13 protein-coding genes are annotated in these 16,892 nt (G+C 65.1%); 11 read left to right on the top strand and 2 right to left on the bottom strand.

Going from position 1 to position 16,892, the window contains the following annotated elements:
- Nucleotides 1-53: 53 nt before the first annotated feature.
- From LOY42_RS05085 to LOY42_RS05055, 7 genes are all read left to right on the top strand, one after another.
- Complete coding sequence (locus LOY42_RS05085) at nt 54-1,562, top strand: sigma-54-dependent transcriptional regulator (RefSeq protein WP_258599948.1); 1,509 nt, start codon at nt 54-56, stop codon at nt 1,560-1,562.
- A 303-nt stretch (nt 1,563-1,865) separates the two neighbouring features.
- The gene (gene gcvH, locus LOY42_RS05080; protein WP_258599946.1) at nt 1,866-2,249 is read left to right on the top strand and encodes a glycine cleavage system protein GcvH; all 384 of its coding nucleotides are present in this window, start codon (nt 1,866-1,868) and stop codon (nt 2,247-2,249) included.
- A 9-nt stretch (nt 2,250-2,258) separates the two neighbouring features.
- Nucleotides 2,259-5,114, top strand: coding sequence for an aminomethyl-transferring glycine dehydrogenase (gcvP, locus tag LOY42_RS05075; RefSeq protein ID WP_102682963.1), 2,856 nt, complete (start codon nt 2,259-2,261; stop codon nt 5,112-5,114).
- A gap of 141 nt (nt 5,115-5,255) precedes the next feature.
- The gene (locus LOY42_RS05070; RefSeq protein WP_139669043.1) at nt 5,256-6,632 is read left to right on the top strand and encodes an L-serine ammonia-lyase; all 1,377 of its coding nucleotides are present in this window, start codon (nt 5,256-5,258) and stop codon (nt 6,630-6,632) included.
- A 26-nt stretch (nt 6,633-6,658) separates the two neighbouring features.
- Nucleotides 6,659-7,780, top strand: coding sequence for a glycine cleavage system aminomethyltransferase GcvT (gcvT, locus tag LOY42_RS05065; RefSeq protein WP_139669041.1), 1,122 nt, complete (start codon nt 6,659-6,661; stop codon nt 7,778-7,780).
- Nucleotides 7,781-8,128: 348 nt separating this feature from the next.
- Entirely contained in the window at nt 8,129-8,341 is a 213-nt protein-coding gene (locus tag LOY42_RS05060; protein ID WP_139669039.1) for a cold-shock protein, read from the top strand.
- Between the two features lie 92 nt (nt 8,342-8,433).
- The gene (locus tag LOY42_RS05055) at nt 8,434-8,922 is read left to right on the top strand and encodes an RDD family protein (RefSeq protein ID WP_046854298.1); all 489 of its coding nucleotides are present in this window, start codon (nt 8,434-8,436) and stop codon (nt 8,920-8,922) included.
- Between the two features lie 80 nt (nt 8,923-9,002).
- On the opposite strand, the gene lptG is transcribed toward LOY42_RS05055, so the two are convergent.
- Both lptG and lptF read right to left on the bottom strand, forming a co-directional pair.
- Nucleotides 9,003-10,064 carry an LPS export ABC transporter permease LptG gene (gene lptG, locus LOY42_RS05050; protein ID WP_023632477.1) on the bottom strand — a complete coding sequence of 354 codons (1,062 nt, stop codon included), beginning with the start codon at nt 10,062-10,064 and terminating at the stop codon, nt 9,003-9,005.
- The gene (lptF, locus tag LOY42_RS05045) at nt 10,057-11,172 is read right to left on the bottom strand and encodes an LPS export ABC transporter permease LptF (RefSeq protein WP_102682966.1); all 1,116 of its coding nucleotides are present in this window, start codon (nt 11,170-11,172) and stop codon (nt 10,057-10,059) included. The genes lptG and lptF overlap by 8 nt, the downstream gene beginning before the upstream one ends.
- A 294-nt stretch (nt 11,173-11,466) precedes the next feature.
- Between lptF and LOY42_RS05040 the strand changes: the two genes are divergently transcribed.
- From LOY42_RS05040 to LOY42_RS05025, 4 genes are all read left to right on the top strand, one after another.
- The gene (locus LOY42_RS05040; protein WP_110699880.1) at nt 11,467-12,960 is read left to right on the top strand and encodes a leucyl aminopeptidase; all 1,494 of its coding nucleotides are present in this window, start codon (nt 11,467-11,469) and stop codon (nt 12,958-12,960) included.
- 50 nt (nt 12,961-13,010) lie between these two features.
- A complete protein-coding gene (locus tag LOY42_RS05035) occupies nt 13,011-13,439 on the top strand; it encodes a DNA polymerase III subunit chi (protein WP_258599944.1) in 429 nt (142 codons plus the stop codon).
- Between the two features lie 5 nt (nt 13,440-13,444).
- The gene (locus LOY42_RS05030; RefSeq protein WP_198754427.1) at nt 13,445-13,819 is read left to right on the top strand and encodes a DNA polymerase III subunit chi; all 375 of its coding nucleotides are present in this window, start codon (nt 13,445-13,447) and stop codon (nt 13,817-13,819) included.
- Between the two features lie 128 nt (nt 13,820-13,947).
- Nucleotides 13,948-16,794: a valine--tRNA ligase gene (locus LOY42_RS05025; protein WP_139669035.1), complete on the top strand. Its 2,847-nt coding sequence runs from the start codon at nt 13,948-13,950 to the stop codon at nt 16,792-16,794.
- The last annotated feature ends 98 nt before the right edge of the window (nt 16,795-16,892 follow it).

Here is a 16,892-nt window from a genome sequence, read left to right as displayed (position 1 = left end):
GCCCTTCCCAAGGCATACTGGCGCACTCGCTTGGCCACTGCCCCGATCTCCCCATGCGCATCCACGTCAGCTTCATCGACCGCGTCGGCATCACCCAGGAAGTCCTGGCCCTGCTCGGCGCCCGCAACCTCAACCTCGATGCCGTGGAGATGGTCCCGCCGAACGTCTACATCGATGCCCCTACCCTGAGCCCCGCCGTGCTCGAAGAACTGCACGACGCGCTGTTCGAGGTACGCGGCGTGCAATCGGTGGAAGTGGTCGACATCCTCCCCGGCCAACGCCGGCACCTGCAACTCGACGCCCTGCTCGCCGCCATGAGCGACCCGGTGCTGGCGGTGGACAGTGCCGGCAAGGTGCTGCTGGCCAACCCGGCGCTGATCGCCCTGTGCGGACGTGAGTCCGCCGGGCGTTCGGTGGGCGAGCTGTTCGGCGACCCCGACCTGCTCCAGGCCCTGCTGGACAACAATTTCCACCTGCCCATGCGCGAAATGCAGTTGAACGGCCAGAGCCTGCTGCTCGACGCCACGCCAATCACCCATGCCGGCGGCCTACTGACGCTGTACCCGCCCAACCGTATGGGCGAGCGCCTGTCGGCCCTGCACCACGACCACGCCGAAGGCTTCGACGCCATGCTCGGCGACTCCCCGACGATTCGCACCCTCAAGGCCCGCGCCCTGCGCGTGGCGGCCCTCGACGCGCCGCTGCTGGTCAATGGCGAAACCGGCACTGGCAAAGAGCTGGTGGCGCGCGCCTGCCACGCCATCAGCAGCCGCCATGCCGCGCCGTTCCTCGCCCTCAACTGTGCGGCACTGCCCGAGAGCCTGGCCGAGAGCGAGCTGTTCGGCTACGCCCCGGGCGCCTTCACCGGCGCGCAGCGCGGCGGCAAGCCCGGGCTGATGGAGCTGGCCAACCAGGGCACGGTGTTCCTCGACGAGATCGGCGAGATGTCGCCGTACCTGCAGGCCAAACTGCTGCGTTTCCTCAGCGACGGCAGCTTCCGCCGCGTCGGCGGCGACCGCGAGGTGAAGGTGGATGTGCGCATCATCAGCGCCACCCACCGCGACCTCGAGCGCATGGTCGCCGAGGGCACCTTCCGTGAAGACCTGTTCTACCGCCTCAACGTGCTCAACCTGCAGGTGCCGCCACTGCGCGAGCGCGGCCAGGACATCCTGTCGCTGGCGCAATTTTTCATGCAGCAGGCCTGCACCCAGATCCAGCGCCCGCCCTGCCGGCTCGCACCCGCTACACACCCGGCATTACTGGCCAACCCTTGGCCTGGCAACGTGCGCCAGTTGCAGAACGTGATCTTCCGCGCCGCGGCCATCTGTGAAAGCAATGTGGTGGATATCGGCGATCTGGACATCGCCGGCACCTCGGTCGCGCGGGGGCAGGATGGCGAGGTAGCGAGCCTGGAACAGGCAGTGGGGGATTTCGAGCGGGAGTTGCTGCAACGCCTGTATGCCAGCTATCCCTCGACGCGGCAGTTGGCGGGGCGCTTGCAAACCTCGCATACCGCGATAGCCCAGCGCTTGCGCAAGTACGGTATTCCAAACAAGGCCTGATGCCGCTTCGCCGGACCAGTCTTGCCCCCGGAAGCAGGCCGTATTGAAATCATTACATCGTACCGAATTCGCTACACATCCATCTGGGTGCCTGTGCACAAGGGTTTGATCCCACAATGCTTTTGAATCACCCTCCTCCTGTATCGATTTCATTCCACAAAAATGACAAATCGATTGCATTCATAAACTAACTATTTGATTTGTAAGCCTTTTTAAGACTGGCCGCATTATTGCTAAGGGAATTCCAACCTTAAGAGCGCGGAGCCTACCGCGCCCAACGCCCCTGCTTCCCGAGGAATTCCCATGAGCGAGTTGCGTTTCACCGAAGATCACGAATGGCTGCGCGTCGAAGCCGATGGCAGCGTCACCGTGGGCATCACCGCCTATGCCCAGAACGCCTTGGGTGATGTGGTCTATGTGCAACTGCCGGAGCTGCAGCAGTACGACAAGGGCGCCGAAGCCTCCACCGTGGAGTCGGTCAAGGCCGCCAGCGGCGTGTACATGCCACTGACCGGTGAAGTGGTCGCGGTCAACGAAGATCTCAACGACAGCCCCGAACTGGTCAACGAAGACCCGCTGGGCGAAGGCTGGTTCTTCCGCTTCAAGCCTGCCGACATGGCTGAAGTCGAAGCCCTGCTCGACCAGAATGCCTACGACCGCCTGCTCAAAGCCAACGACGACGCCTGAGGAATCACCATGACCATCAACCTCGGCACCGCCAACGAATTCATCGCCCGCCACATCGGCCCACGCGCCGCTGACGAGCAGGCCATGCTCACGACCCTGGGCTTCGACTCGCTGGAAGCCATGACCGCCGCGGTCATCCCCGACAGCATCAAGGGCACCAGCGTGCTCGGCAGCCACGACGGGCAGAGCGAGGCCGATGCCCTCGCCGCATTGAAAGCCATCGCCGGCAAGAACCAGCTGTTCAAGAGCTACATCGGCCAGGGGTACTACAACACCCACACCCCGGCACCGATCCTGCGCAACCTGCTGGAGAACCCGGCCTGGTACACCGCCTACACCCCGTACCAACCGGAGATTTCCCAGGGCCGCCTGGAAGCGCTGCTGAACTTCCAGACCCTGATCAGCGACCTCACCGGCCTGCCGATCGCCAACGCCTCCCTGCTCGACGAGGCCACCGCCGCCGCAGAAGCCATGACCTTCTGCAAGCGCCTGTCGAAGAACAAGGCCAGCCATGCCTTCTTCGCCTCCGTGCACTGCCACCCGCAGACCCTCGACGTGCTGCGCACCCGCGCAGAACCCCTGGGCATCGAGGTGGTGGTGGGCGACGAGCGCGAACTGGGCGACGTCAGCGCCTTCTTTGGCGCCCTGCTGCAGTACCCGGCCAGCAACGGTGACGTGTTCGACTACCGCGAGGTGGTGCAGCGCTTGCACGGCGCAGGCGCCCTGGTGGCCGTGGCCGCCGACCTGCTGGCCCTGACCCTGCTCACCCCACCGGGCGAGTTCGACGCCGACGTGGCCATCGGCAGCGCTCAGCGCTTCGGCGTGCCCCTGGGCTTCGGTGGCCCGCACGCGGCCTACTTCGCCACCCGCGACGCCTTCAAGCGCGACATGCCGGGCCGTCTGGTCGGGGTATCGATCGACCGCTTCGGCAAGCCAGCCCTGCGCTTGGCCATGCAGACCCGCGAGCAGCACATCCGCCGCGAGAAGGCCACCAGCAACATCTGCACCGCCCAGGTGCTGTTGGCCAACATCGCCAGCATGTACGCCGTGTACCACGGCCCTGCCGGCCTCAAGCGCATTGCCGAGCGCACCCATGCGCTGACCGCGATCCTCGCTACCGGCCTGATCAAGCTGGGCATCAAGGTCGTCACCGGTGATTTCTTCGACACCCTGACCCTGGCCACCGGTGACAGCACCGGCGCGCTGCACGACAAGGCCCGCGCCCAGGGCATCAACCTGCGCCAGGTCGACGCCGCCCAGCTGGGCCTGTCGCTGGACGAAACCAGCACCCAGGCCGATGTCGAGGCCCTGTGGCAGCTGTTCGCCAACGGCCAGGCCAGCCCTGACTTCACCGCCCTGGCCAACACGGTCGCCGTGCGCCTGCCGGCCGGCCTGCTGCGCCAGTCGGCGATCCTCGAGCACCCGGTGTTCAACCGCTACCACAGCGAAACCGAGCTGATGCGCTACCTGCGCCGCCTGGCCGACAAGGACCTGGCCCTGGATCGCAGCATGATCCCGCTGGGCTCGTGCACCATGAAGCTCAACGCCGCCAGCGAGATGATCCCGGTGACCTGGGCCGAGTTCGGCAACCTGCACCCGTTCGCCCCGGCCGCGCAAAGCCAGGGCTACCTGCAGATGACCAGCGAGCTGGAAGCCATGCTCTGCGCCGCCACCGGCTATGACGCCGTGTCGCTGCAGCCCAACGCCGGTTCCCAAGGCGAGTACGCAGGCCTCCTGGCGATCCGCGCCTACCACCGCAGCCGTGGCGACAGCCACCGCGACATCTGCCTGATCCCGTCCTCGGCCCACGGCACCAACCCGGCCACCGCGCACATGGCCGGCATGCGCGTGGTGGTGACCGCCTGCGACGCACGCGGCAACGTCGATATCGACGACCTGCGCGCCAAGGCCATCGAACACCGCGAACGCCTGGCAGCGATCATGATCACCTACCCGTCGACCCACGGCGTGTTCGAGGAAGCCATCGGCGAGATCTGCGCGATCATCCACGACAACGGCGGCCAGGTGTACATCGACGGCGCCAACATGAACGCCATGGTCGGCCTGTGCGCCCCCGGCAAGTTCGGCGGCGACGTCTCGCACCTGAACCTGCACAAGACCTTCTGCATCCCCCACGGCGGTGGCGGCCCGGGCGTCGGCCCGATCGGCGTCAAGGCGCACCTGGCGCCGTTCCTGCCGGGCCATGCCCAGCTGGAAAACACCCAGGGCGCGGTATGCGCCGCACCGTTCGGCAGCGCCAGCATCCTGCCGATCACCTGGATGTACATTCGCATGATGGGTGGCGCAGGCCTCAAGCGCGCCTCGCAGATGGCGATTCTCAACGCCAACTACATCGCCCGTCGCCTGGAAGAGCACTATCCTGTGCTGTACACCGGCGGCAACGGCCTGGTGGCGCACGAGTGCATCCTCGACCTGCGTCCGCTCAAGGACACCAGCGGCATCAGTGTCGACGACGTCGCCAAGCGCCTGATCGACTTCGGCTTCCACGCCCCGACCATGTCCTTCCCGGTGGCCGGCACGCTGATGATCGAACCGACCGAAAGCGAGTCGAAAGAGGAACTGGATCGCTTCTGCAACGCCATGATCCAGATCCGTGAAGAGATTCGCGCGGTCGAGAACGGCAGCCTGGACAAGGACGACAACCCGCTGAAGAACGCCCCGCACACCGCGGCGGAGCTGGCCGGCGAATGGGTCCACGGCTACAGCCGCGAGCAGGCGGTGTACCCACTGCCGAGCCTGGTGGAAGGCAAGTACTGGCCGCCGGTCGGCCGGGTCGACAACGTGTTCGGCGACCGCAACCTGGTCTGCGCCTGCCCGTCGATCGAGAGCTATCAGGACGTCTGATCGGGTGGGGCCGCTGCGCGCCCCATCGCCAGCAAACCGGCTCCCACAGGTCCAGCGCTAATCTGTGGGAGCCGGCTTGCCGGCGATGGGCTGCGTAGCAGCCGCCAATGGGCTTACTGGCCATCATCAGGAGGAAGCAGCATGTCTTTGAGCGTCTTCGACCTGTTCAAGATCGGCATCGGCCCCTCCAGCTCGCACACGGTCGGGCCGATGCGCGCCGCCGCGCGTTTCGCTGAAGGCTTGCGCCGTGATGGCCTGCTGGCCAGCACAGCCACGGTCAAGGCCGAGCTGTACGGCTCGCTCGGTGCCACCGGCAAGGGCCATGGCAGCGACAAGGCCGTGCTGCTTGGCCTGGAAGGCGAGCATCCGGACACCGTCGATACCGAAGCCATCCCCGCCCGTTTGCAAGCCATTCGTGAAAGCGGTCGGCTCAGCCTGCTCGGTGAACACGATATCGCCTTCGTCGAAAAGCAGCACCTGGCGATGATCCGCAAACCGCTGGCCTACCACCCCAACGGCATGATCTTCCGCGCCTTCGATGCCGCCGGCCTGCAGATCCGCAGCCGCGAGTACTACTCGGTGGGCGGTGGCTTCGTGGTCGACGAGGATGCGGCGGGCCATGACCGCATCGTCGAGGACAGCACCGTGCTGCCCTACCCTTTCAAGACCGGCAAGGAACTGCTCGGCCACTGCACCGCGCAGCACCTGCCGTTCAGCCAGGTGATGCTGGCCAACGAGGCCGCCTGGCGCCCCGAAACCGAGACCCGTGCCGGCTTGCTGCGCATCTGGCAGGTGATGCAGGACTGTGTCGAGGCCGGTTGCCGGCACGAAGGCATCCTGCCTGGCGGGCTGAAGGTAAAGCGCCGGGCTCCGGCGTTGTACCGCCAGCTCAGCCGGCATCCGGAAGCCAGCCTGCGTGATGCGCTGTCGGTGCTCGACTGGGTCAACCTCTACGCCCTGGCGGTGAACGAGGAAAACGCCTACGGCGGTCGCGTGGTCACGGCACCGACCAATGGCGCGGCCGGCATTGTCCCCGCGGTGCTGCACTACTACATGCGCTTCGTGCCCGGCGCCAGCGAAGACGGGGTGGTGCGCTTCCTGCTCACTGCCGCGGCGATCGGCATTCTCTACAAGGAGAACGCGTCGATCTCCGGGGCCGAGGTAGGCTGCCAGGGCGAGGTCGGCGTGGCCTGCTCCATGGCCGCAGGCGCCTTGTGCGAAGTGATGGGCGGTACCCCGCAGCAAGTGGAGAACGCCGCCGAGATCGGCATGGAACACAACCTGGGCCTGACCTGCGACCCCATTGGCGGGCTGGTCCAGGTGCCCTGCATCGAGCGCAACGCCATGGGCTCGGTGAAAGCGATCAACGCGGTGCGCATGGCCCTGCGCGGCGACGGGCAGCACTACGTTTCCCTCGACAAGGTCATCCGCACCATGCGCCAGACCGGCGCCGACATGAAAAGCAAATACAAAGAGACCGCCCGCGGCGGTCTGGCCGTCAACATCATCGAATGTTGACCCGAATAAAAACCGAGGAGTCACCGATGTCCGAAACACTGCACAAGACCCCGCTGCACGCCCTGCACCTGGAACTGGGCGCGCGCATGGTGCCGTTCGCCGGCTACGACATGCCCGTGCAATACCCCTTGGGCGTGCTCAAGGAGCACCTGCACACCCGCGAGCAGGCCGGCCTGTTCGACGTTTCGCACATGGGCCAGATCATCCTGCGCGGCAACGACGCCGCCAAGGCCCTGGAAACCCTGGTGCCGGTGGACATCATCGACCTGCCGGTAGGCATGCAGCGCTATGCCATGTTCACCAATGCCGAGGGCGGCATTCTCGACGACCTGATGGTCGCCAACCTCGGCAACGACACCCTGTTCCTGGTGGTGAACGCCGCCTGCAAGGACCAAGACCTGGCCCACCTGCGCCAGCACATCGCTGGCCGTTGCGAGATTCAACCGCTGTTCGAGGAGCGCGCCCTGCTCGCCCTGCAAGGCCCGGCGGCGGTCAAGGTGCTGGAGCGCCTGGCACCTGAGGTGGCGAAGATGACGTTCATGCAGTTCCAACCTGTTCAACTGCTCGGCGCCGACTGCTATATCAGCCGCTCGGGCTACACCGGTGAGGACGGATTCGAGATCTCTGTGCCGGCCGACAAGGCCGAAGCGCTGGCGCGCAGTCTGCTGGCCGAGCCAGAGGTACAGCCAATCGGCCTTGGCGCACGCGACTCACTGCGCCTGGAAGCCGGCCTGTGCCTGTACGGTCACGACATGGACACCACCACCACGCCGATCGAGGCCAACCTGCTGTGGGCCATTTCCAAGGTGCGTCGGGCCGACGGCGCGCGTGCCGGTGGTTTCCCGGGCGCCGAGACCGTGTTTGCCCAGCAACAGGCAGGCGTGGCACGCAAGCGTGTCGGCCTGCTGCCCCAGGAGCGCACCCCGGTGCGTGAAGGCGCGCAGATCGTCGACGCGGCAGGCGAAGTGGTCGGTGAGGTGTGCAGCGGCGGCTTCGGCCCGACGCTCGGTGCGCCGGTCACAATGGGTTATGTCGATAACGAACACGCCACGCTGGACACCCCGCTGTTTGCAATGGTGCGCGGCAAGCAAGTTGCCATGAAAGTCAGCAAAATGCCTTTCGTGACACAACGTTACTACCGTGGCTGAATGAGTGGTTTGGGCAGGCTCGACATATTCGTTTTCGAACCTGCCCAATAACTTCTGAACATAGCGCCAGGCCAGGCGCCACGGCGTTTCCGACAAATCGTTCGGTGATCGGAAAAAGCCTGATTTTCGCTCGTCGCGAGGGCTTGTTTTTCGCTCGGCAGTTGGCGTAGAGTCACTGCACTGTGTTTGCATGGGTCGCAACAGTTCGTGACCTGGGCCAGTAGCCGCAATCTGCTACAACCCGTTCGACGTCTCTTACTTTCCTGCAACCCAGCCCAGTAATCTTTCACTTACAAAAAGTGTGAAAGAAACTGTCATCAATATTTAAGCTTCATAGGAAATAAGACAATGGCTGAGCGTCAGAACGGTACCGTCAAGTGGTTCAATGACGAAAAAGGTTACGGCTTCATCACCCCAGAAAGCGGTGCTGATCTGTTTGTTCACTTCCGTGCCATTCAAGGCAACGGCTTCAAGAGCCTCAAGGAAGGCCAGAAAGTGACCTTCATCGCTGTGCAAGGCCAGAAAGGCATGCAAGCTGACGAAGTCATTCCAGAAGCGTGACTTCCTGAAAAAAGCCCCTGTGTTGACGCACAGGGGCTTTTTTGTGCGCGCAATTCCATAGAATGGGCCTTTGCCATCTGGAGCTGTCATGCATGTCCAAGCCACTGCTCAACCCCCAGGGTGATTTCCCGCCGGTCGGCCTGGGCCGTCGCCTGGCCGCGATGTTCTACGACTTCCTGCTGTGCACTGCCCTGCTGATCGTGACTGCCGGCGCCTACAAGATGATCCAGATGGCGATCATCGGCGAGGCGCGCATGCGCGAGCTCACCGAGGCCGGTGCCCTGGACGGCGACCCGCTGCTGTCGACGATCCTGCTGTTCGCCCTGTTCGGCTTCTTCGCCAAGTTCTGGACCCACGGCGGCCAGACCCTCGGCATGCAGGTGTGGGGCATGCGCGTGCAGAACGCCGATGGCAGCGCCATCAGTCTCTGGCAGGCGTTGCTGCGTTTCGTGGTGTCGATCGCCTCATGGCTGTGCCTGGGGCTGGGTTTCATCTGGTCGTTGTTCGACAAACGTAAACGCAGCTGGCACGACATCTATTCCGAGACCCAGCTGGTACGCCTGCCCAAACGCAAGAAATGAGCTGCGCGGGCATCAGGCCTGCGAAAAGCACCCGCAAAAAAGCCGACCCAAGGGTCGGCTTCGTTGTGCAGCTCAGGCCATCAACCCGCCCGGCGCATCAACCACAAGCCCGCCAGCGCACAGATGCCGGCCGGGATCACCACCGCCAGCAGCGGCGGGAAGCCAAACACCTGGCTCGATGGGCCCAACAGCTCCCCGGCAATGCGGAACACGAAGCCCACCAGCACACCGGTGAACACGCGCTGGCCCAGGGTGACCGAACGCAGCGGACCGAAGATGAACGAAATCGCCATCAGCACCAGTGCCGCGGTGACCACCGGCTGCAGGACCTTGGTCCAGAACGCCAGCCAGTAGCGCGCGTTGTTCAGCCCCTGATCGGACAGGTAGTGGATGTAGTCCCACAGCCCGGTGATCGACAGCGACTCCGGTGCCAGCACCACGGTGTTGAGCAGCTCAGGGGTCACCGACACGTCCCACACCTCTTCGGGGCTCTTGACCACTTCGGTATGGTCACCGCGGAAGTAGGTGGTGGCCACGTCGTTGAGCATCCATTTGCCATCGACGTACTGCGCCCGGCGGGCGAAGCTGGAGGTTTGGATCTTGCGCTCGCTGTCGAACCGGTAGCGGGTCACACCCAGCAGCAGGCCATTGGGCTGCACCGAGTTGATGTGCACGAATTCCTCGCCCTGGCGGTGCCACATGCCGCGCTTGGAGCTTTGCGCCTCGCCTCCGCCCTGGGCCAGCGAACGGTCAGCCTGGGCCTTGTTCTCGGTCACCGGGGCCACGTATTCGCCGATCAGCAAGCCGACCAGCATCAGCACCAGCATCGGCTTCATCACCGCCCAGACGATGCGACCGATGGACACGCCGGCGGCGCGCATGATGGTCAGCTCGCTGCTGCTGGCCAGGCTGCCCAGGCCGATCAGGCAGCCGATCAGCGCCGCCATAGGCAGCATGTCGTAGAGCCGGCGCGGCGCGGTGAGCAGCACGAAGCTGCTGGCGTCCATGACCGTGTAGGTGTCGCTCAGGTCGCCCATCTCATCGATGAAGGCGAACAACGAGGCCAGGCCGAGGATGATGCCCAGCACGGCGAGAATGGCCAGCAGCACGCTCTGGCCGATGTAGCGATCGAGTTTAACCACGGGCCACCTCCGCACGGCGAGCGGCGCGCTTGAGACGCAGCGGCTCCCAGTACATCAGCGCCAGGCCGATGAGCAGGAACAGGCCATGGACCCACCAGATACCCAGCGAGAGAGGCAACTTGCCCTTCTCCAGGGCGCCACGCACGGAAATCAGCATTGTCAGATAGGCCATGTACAGGAGAATCGCCGGCAGCAGCTTGAGGAAGCGGCCCTGGCGCGGGTTGACGCGGGACAGCGGCACCGCCAGCAAGGTGACCACGAACACCAGCAGCGGCAACGACAGGCGCCATTGCAGCTCGGCACGCTCACGCAGCCCCTGATGCCCGAACAGGTCGGAGGTCGGGATGGCCTCGCGCTCGGTCACCTCCTCGGCGACCTCCGGCTTTGGCAGCAGCACGCCATAGGTGTCGTACTTGATCGCACGGTAGTCGGCCTGGCCGGGATTGCCGTCGTAGCGGTAACCGTTCTGCAGCACCAGGTAACGGTTGCCGTCGGCCTGCACTTCCTGGTGGCCCTTCTCGGCGACCAGGACCGAAGGCGCGCGGTCCTTGGTCTTGTCCTGGTTGAAGCGCTTCTCGGAGATGAACACGCCCGCCAGGTTGATACGGTCATCGGACAGCTGCTCGGTGTAGGTCACCCGCGAGCCATCGCGCAGGGTCTGGAAACGGCCCGGCACCAGGGTGTCGAACTCGGTCAGGGTGTCTTGCTGGGCGATGATCTTCTGCACCTGGGCAACCCCCAGGGGGGCCAGGCTCAGGCTCAGCCAGGCCACCAGCAAGGCGACCAGTGCCGCCGGCACCATGGTCACGGCCAGCAGGCGCTGCTGGCTCATGCCAGTGGCCGAGAGCACGGTCATCTCGCTTTCGAGATACAACCGGCCATAGGCAAGCAGAATACCGAGGAACAGCCCCAGCGGCAGGATCAGTTGCAGGAAGCCCGGCAGGCGGAACCCCATGATCATGAACAGCACGCCCGGGTCGAGCATGCCTTGGGCCGCCTGGGCCAGGTACTTGATGAAGCGCCCGCTCATGATGATCACCAGCAGCACAGCGCTGACGGCGCTCAAGGTCACAAGGACCTCGCGGGACAGATAACGAAAGACGATCAAACCAGACACTCCTGGGTTGTCAGGGGCTCAAAGCCAGACGAACGATTCGGACAGCCAAGACCAATGCCGGTTCGCCAAGGCGAACCTCCATGTAAAAGTGCGCGCATTATCCTGTGATTGACGGCGCCTGTCACTTGGCCGCGCAGCATGGCACATATCGGGGTTGTCATCGTGGTCGCGGCGGGCTCAAACTGGCAGCTTTTCCGCTGGCAGGCAGCGCCCGTCAGCCGCGAATTCCGAGCGCCTGCGAAAGACAGCGCCCACTGACAGACAGATCATTCGGGGACCCCAGACATGGAATTGGTTGTAAAAAGCGTAGCCGCTGTATCCGTCAAGACCGCGACGTTGGTCGTACCCGTCGGTGAAGGCCGCAAGCTCGGCGCCACCGCCAAGGCCGTCGACCAGGCCACCGAAGGCGCCATCAGCGCGCTGCTCAAGCGCGGCGACCTGGCCGGCAAGCCGGGCCAGACCCTGCTGCTGCACAGCCTGCCGGGCCTGAAGGCCGAGCGCGTGCTGCTGGTCGGCAGCGGCAAGGACGAAGCCCTCGGCGACCGCGCCTGGCGCAAGCTGGTGGCCAGCGTCGCCGGCGTGCTCAAAGGCCTGGGTGGCGGCGACGCCGTGCTGGCCCTGGACGACATCGCCGTTACCGGCCGCGATGGCCACTACGGCAAATACCGCCTGCTGGCCGAGACCCTGCTCGACGGCAACTACGTGTTCGACCGTTACAAGAGCCAGAAGGCCGAACCGCGCGCCCTGAAGAAAGTCACCCTGCTCACCGCCAAGGCCGGCCAGCCCGAGGCCGAGCGCGCCGTCAAGCATGCCAGCGCCATCGCCACCGGCATGGCCTTCACCCGCGACCTGGGCAACCTGCCACCGAATGTCTGCCACCCGAGCTTCCTCGCCGAACAGGCCAAGGACCTGGGCAAGGCGCACAAGGGCCTCAAGGTCGAGGTGCTGGACGAGAAGAAGATCAAGGACCTGGGCATGGGCGCGTTCTACGCCGTGGGCCAGGGCAGCGACCAGCCACCGCGGCTGATCGTGCTCAACTACCAGGGCGGCAAGAAGAGCGAAAAACCGTTCGTGCTGGTCGGCAAGGGCATCACCTTCGACACCGGCGGCATCAGCCTCAAGCCCGGTGCCGGCATGGACGAGATGAAGTACGACATGTGCGGCGCCGCCAGCGTGTTCGGCACCCTGCGCGCCGTACTCGAGCTGCAGTTGCCGATCAACCTGGTGTGCCTGCTGGCCTGCGCCGAGAACATGCCGAGCGGCGGCGCCACCCGCCCGGGCGACATCGTCACCACCATGAGCGGGCAGACCGTCGAGATCCTCAATACCGACGCCGAAGGCCGTCTGGTGCTGTGCGACACCCTCACCTACGCCGAACGCTTCAAGCCGCAGGCGGTGATCGACATCGCCACCCTGACCGGCGCCTGCATCGTCGCCCTGGGCAGCCACACCTCCGGCCTGATGGGCAATGACGACGCGCTGGTCGGCCAACTGCTCGATGCAGGCAAGCGCGCCGACGATCGCGCCTGGCAACTGCCGCTGTTCGATGAGTACCAGGAGCAGCTGGACAGCCCGTTCGCCGACATCGCCAACATCGGTGGCCCGAAGGCCGGCACCATCACCGCCGGCTGCTTCCTGTCGCGCTTCGCCAAGGCCTACCATTGGGCGCACCTGGACATCGCCGGCACCGCCTGGATCAGCGGCGGCAAGGACAAGGGCGCCTCGGGCCGCCCGGTACCGCTGCTCACCCAGTACCTGCTGGACCGCGCCGGCGCCTGATGGCGCGCAGCCGGTGGCGCCCACGCGCCACCGGCTGGCACTGAACAACCATGAGCAAAGTCGACTTCTACATCCTGCCCAGCGACTCGCTGTCGGTGCGCCTGGATTTCGCCTGCAAGCTGTGCGAAAAGGCCTGGCGCCTCGGCCACCGGGTCTATCTGCACTGCCAGGACGAGGCGCAGCGCAGCGAACTCGACCTGCGCCTGTGGCAGTTCAAGGGCGAGGCCTTCTTGCCCCACGACCATGCCGAACAGCACCCGGACGCCGTTGTCGCGCTGGGTGTCGGCAACGATGCTGGCCAACACCGCGACCTGCTGATCAACCTGGGAAGCGAGGTTCCGGCCTTCGTCGGCCAGTTCGAACGGGTCGCCGAAATCGTCGTCGAGGAGCCGGCCATCCGCCTGGCCGCTCGCGAGCGATTCCGTTTCTACCGCGAACAGGGCTATGCTCTGCAAGACCACCGCTTACAGCGACTCTGACGACGATGGACAAGCAGCTGAACTCCCTCACCCATTCCGCCCACCTGCTCGACGACCTCGAGTCGATCCGCGAGCTGCTGGGCGACGCCGACCTGCAACCGCCCCTGCTCACCGAAACCGTGGAGCAGATTCCCCTTTTGCTCGACGAGCCGAGCGCCGCAGCGCCTGCCGCAGCACCGGCACCGGCACCGACTCCGGCACCTGAAGAGGATGCCCAGACCCGCCGCCAGGACACCTTGCTGCACCTGGACGCCGAACTGCGCGCCGCGGCGCAGTCGATCATGCAAGACGTGATCAACGACTTCACCCCGCACATCGAGACCGAGATCAAGCGCCGCCTCGACGCGCGGCTGGAGCGGTTGCTCAAGCGTTCCGAGTAACCCTTCGTCCGCATCGCGGGGCAAGCCCGCTCCCACCAGCGGGCTTGCCCGCTACACCTGTCTTGAAACGCGCAGCTTGGTTATACTTCCCGGCTTTCCCGAATTAATGCCTAAGGGTCCCGCCGCGCATGGATAAGACCTACCAGCCGCACGCCATCGAAACTTCCTGGTACAACACCTGGGAGTCCGAGAACTATTTCGCCCCACAAGGTGCAGGCGAGTCCTACACCATCATGATCCCGCCGCCGAACGTGACCGGCAGCCTGCACATGGGCCACGGCTTCAACAACGCGATCATGGACGCCCTGATCCGTTTCCGCCGCATGCAAGGGCGCGACACCCTGTGGCAGCCGGGCACCGACCACGCCGGTATCGCCACCCAGATGCTGGTCGAGCGCCAGCTCGAGGCCAAGGGCCAGAACCGCCACGACCTGGGTCGTGAGCAATTCCTGGAGAAAGTCTGGGAGTGGAAGGACCAGTCGGGCGGCAACATCAGCCGCCAGATCCGCCGCCTGGGCTCGTCGGTGGACTGGAGCCGCGAGCGCTTCACCATGGACGACGGCCTGTCCGAGGCGGTCAAGGAAGCCTTCGTGCGCCTGCACGAAGACGGCCTGATCTACCGCGGCAAGCGCCTGGTCAACTGGGACACCAAGCTGCACACGGCGATCTCCGACCTCGAAGTGGAAAACCACGACGAGAAGGGCCACCTGTGGAACCTGCGCTATCCGCTGGCCGACGGCGCCAAGACCGCCGACGGCAAGGACCACCTGGTGGTCGCCACCACCCGTCCGGAAACCCTGCTCGGTGACGTCGCCGTTGCCGTCAACCCGACCGACGAGCGCTACAAGGCCCTGATCGGCAAGTTCGTCAAACTGCCGCTGGTCGGCCGTCTGATCCCGATCGTCGCCGACGACTACTGCGACCCCGAATTCGGCACCGGCTGTGTGAAGATCACCCCGGCCCACGATTTCAACGACTACGAAGTCGGCAAGCGCCACAACCTGCCGCTGCTGAACATCTTCGACAAGAACGCCACCGTGCTGGCCGCGGTGCAGGCGTTCAACCTCGACGGCAGCGTCAACGAGCAGCTCGACACCTCGCTGCCAGCCCAGTACGCCGGCCTCGACCGCTTCGTCGCGCGCAAGCAGATGGTTGCCGACCTGGACGCCCAAGGCCTGCTGGTCAGCATCGACGACCACGCCCTGAAGGTGCCGAAAGGCGACCGCTCCGGCACCGTCATCGAGCCATGGCTGACCGACCAGTGGTACGTCTCTACCAAGCCGCTGGCCGAGCCTGCCATCGCCGCCGTCGAAGACGGCCGCATCCAGTTCGTGCCCAAGCAGTACGAGAACATGTACTTCTCCTGGATGCGCGACATCCAGGACTGGTGCATCAGCCGCCAACTGTGGTGGGGCCACCGCATCCCAGCCTGGTACGACGAGGCCGGCCAGGTCTATGTCGGCCGCGACGAGGCCGAAGTGCGCGCCAAGCACAACCTGGGCAGCGATGTGAAGCTGCGCCAGGACGACGACGTGCTCGACACCTGGTTCAGCTCGGGCCTGTGGACCTTCTCCACCCTGGGCTGGCCGGAACAGACCGAGTTCCTGAAGAAGTTCCACTCCACCGACGTGCTGGTCACAGGCTTTGACATCATCTTCTTCTGGGTCGCCCGGATGATCATGCTGACCATGCACCTGATCAAGAACGAGGACGGCACCCCGCAGGTACCGTTCAAGACCGTCTATGTGCACGGCCTGGTGCGTGATGGCCAGGGCCAGAAGATGTCCAAGTCCAAGGGCAACGTCCTCGACCCGCTGGACATCGTCGACGGCATCACCCTCGACGCCCTGCTGGAAAAACGCACCAGCGGCATGATGCAGCCCAAGCTCGCCGAGAAGATCGCCAAGCAGACCAAGGCCGAGTTCCCCGAAGGCATCGCCAGCTACGGCACCGACGCCCTGCGCTTCACCTTCTGCTCGCTGGCCTCCACCGGCCGTGACATCAAGTTCGACATGGGCCGCGTCGAAGGCTACCGCAACTTCTGCAACAAGATCTGGAACGCCGCCCGCTACGTGCTGGACAAGGGCGAGGACTGCGGCCAGAACGGCGAGGCCTACGAGCTGTCGCTGGCTGACCGCTGGATCATCTCGCAGCTGCAGCGTACCGAAGCCGAGGTCACCCGCCAGCTCGAGCAGTTCCGCTTCGACCTGGCCAGCCAGGCCCTGTACGAGTTCATCTGGAACCAGTACTGCGACTGGTACCTGGAGCTGTCCAAGCCGGTATTGTGGGACGAGAACGCCCCGGTCGAGCGCGCCCGTGGCACCCGCCGCACCCTGGTGCGCGTGCTGGAAGTGGCGCTGCGCCTGGCCCACCCGTTCATGCCGTTCATCACCGAAGAGATCTGGCAGCGCATCGCGCCGCTGGCCGGCATCGACGGCAAGACCATCATGCTGCAGCCATGGCCTGAAGCGAACGAGAGCCGCATCGACGCCGCCGCCGAAGGCGACATCGAGTGGCTCAAGGAACTGATGGTCGGCCTGCGCAACATCCGCGCCGAGATGAACATCGGCCCGGGCAAGCCGCTGCCGCTGTTCCTGAAAAACGCCAACGCCGACGACCAGCGTCGCCTGCAGGAAAACGAAGCCCTGCTCAAGAAGCTGGCCAAGGTCGAGTCGTTCACCGTGCTCGGCGAGCAGGACGAAGCACCGCTGTCGGCCACCGCCCTGGTGGGTGACCTGCAAGTGCTGGTGCCGATGGCCGGCCTGATCGACAAAGACGCCGAGCTTGCGCGCCTGAGCAAGGAGATCCAGCGCTTGCAAGGTGAAGTCCAGCGCGTCGGCGGCAAGCTGTCCAACGCCGCCTTCGTCGACAAGGCCCCGCCTGCGGTGATCGAGAAGGAACGCGCCAAGCTGGCCGAATCGGAGCAGGCCCTGGCCAACTTCACCGAACAGCATGCGCGGATTGCTGCGCTGTAATTCAAACGTGAAGCCATAGGGGGCTGCTTCGCAGCCCATCGCCGGCAAGCCGGCTCCCACAGGTACTGCACTATCCTGTGGGAGCCGGCTTGCCGGCG

The organism is Pseudomonas sp. B21-023, from assembly GCF_024749165.1.
Taxonomy (GTDB): domain Bacteria; phylum Pseudomonadota; class Gammaproteobacteria; order Pseudomonadales; family Pseudomonadaceae; genus Aquipseudomonas.
This window is presented reverse-complemented; position numbering and strand designations above follow the sequence as displayed.

What these genes read in the sequence shown, in the direction of transcription:
- LOY42_RS05085 (WP_258599948.1), top strand. Translation starts at nt 54, where the DNA reads ATGCGCATCCACGTCAGCTTCATCGACCGCGTCGGCATCACCCAGGAA.
- gcvH (WP_258599946.1), top strand. Translation starts at nt 1,866, where the DNA reads ATGAGCGAGTTGCGTTTCACCGAAGATCACGAATGGCTGCGCGTCGAA.
- gcvP (WP_102682963.1), top strand. Translation starts at nt 2,259, where the DNA reads ATGACCATCAACCTCGGCACCGCCAACGAATTCATCGCCCGCCACATC.
- LOY42_RS05070 (WP_139669043.1), top strand. Translation starts at nt 5,256, where the DNA reads ATGTCTTTGAGCGTCTTCGACCTGTTCAAGATCGGCATCGGCCCCTCC.
- gcvT (WP_139669041.1), top strand. Translation starts at nt 6,659, where the DNA reads ATGTCCGAAACACTGCACAAGACCCCGCTGCACGCCCTGCACCTGGAA.
- LOY42_RS05060 (WP_139669039.1), top strand. Translation starts at nt 8,129, where the DNA reads ATGGCTGAGCGTCAGAACGGTACCGTCAAGTGGTTCAATGACGAAAAA.
- LOY42_RS05055 (WP_046854298.1), top strand. Translation starts at nt 8,434, where the DNA reads ATGTCCAAGCCACTGCTCAACCCCCAGGGTGATTTCCCGCCGGTCGGC.
- LOY42_RS05040 (WP_110699880.1), top strand. Translation starts at nt 11,467, where the DNA reads ATGGAATTGGTTGTAAAAAGCGTAGCCGCTGTATCCGTCAAGACCGCG.
- LOY42_RS05035 (WP_258599944.1), top strand. Translation starts at nt 13,011, where the DNA reads ATGAGCAAAGTCGACTTCTACATCCTGCCCAGCGACTCGCTGTCGGTG.
- LOY42_RS05030 (WP_198754427.1), top strand. Translation starts at nt 13,445, where the DNA reads ATGGACAAGCAGCTGAACTCCCTCACCCATTCCGCCCACCTGCTCGAC.
- LOY42_RS05025 (WP_139669035.1), top strand. Translation starts at nt 13,948, where the DNA reads ATGGATAAGACCTACCAGCCGCACGCCATCGAAACTTCCTGGTACAAC.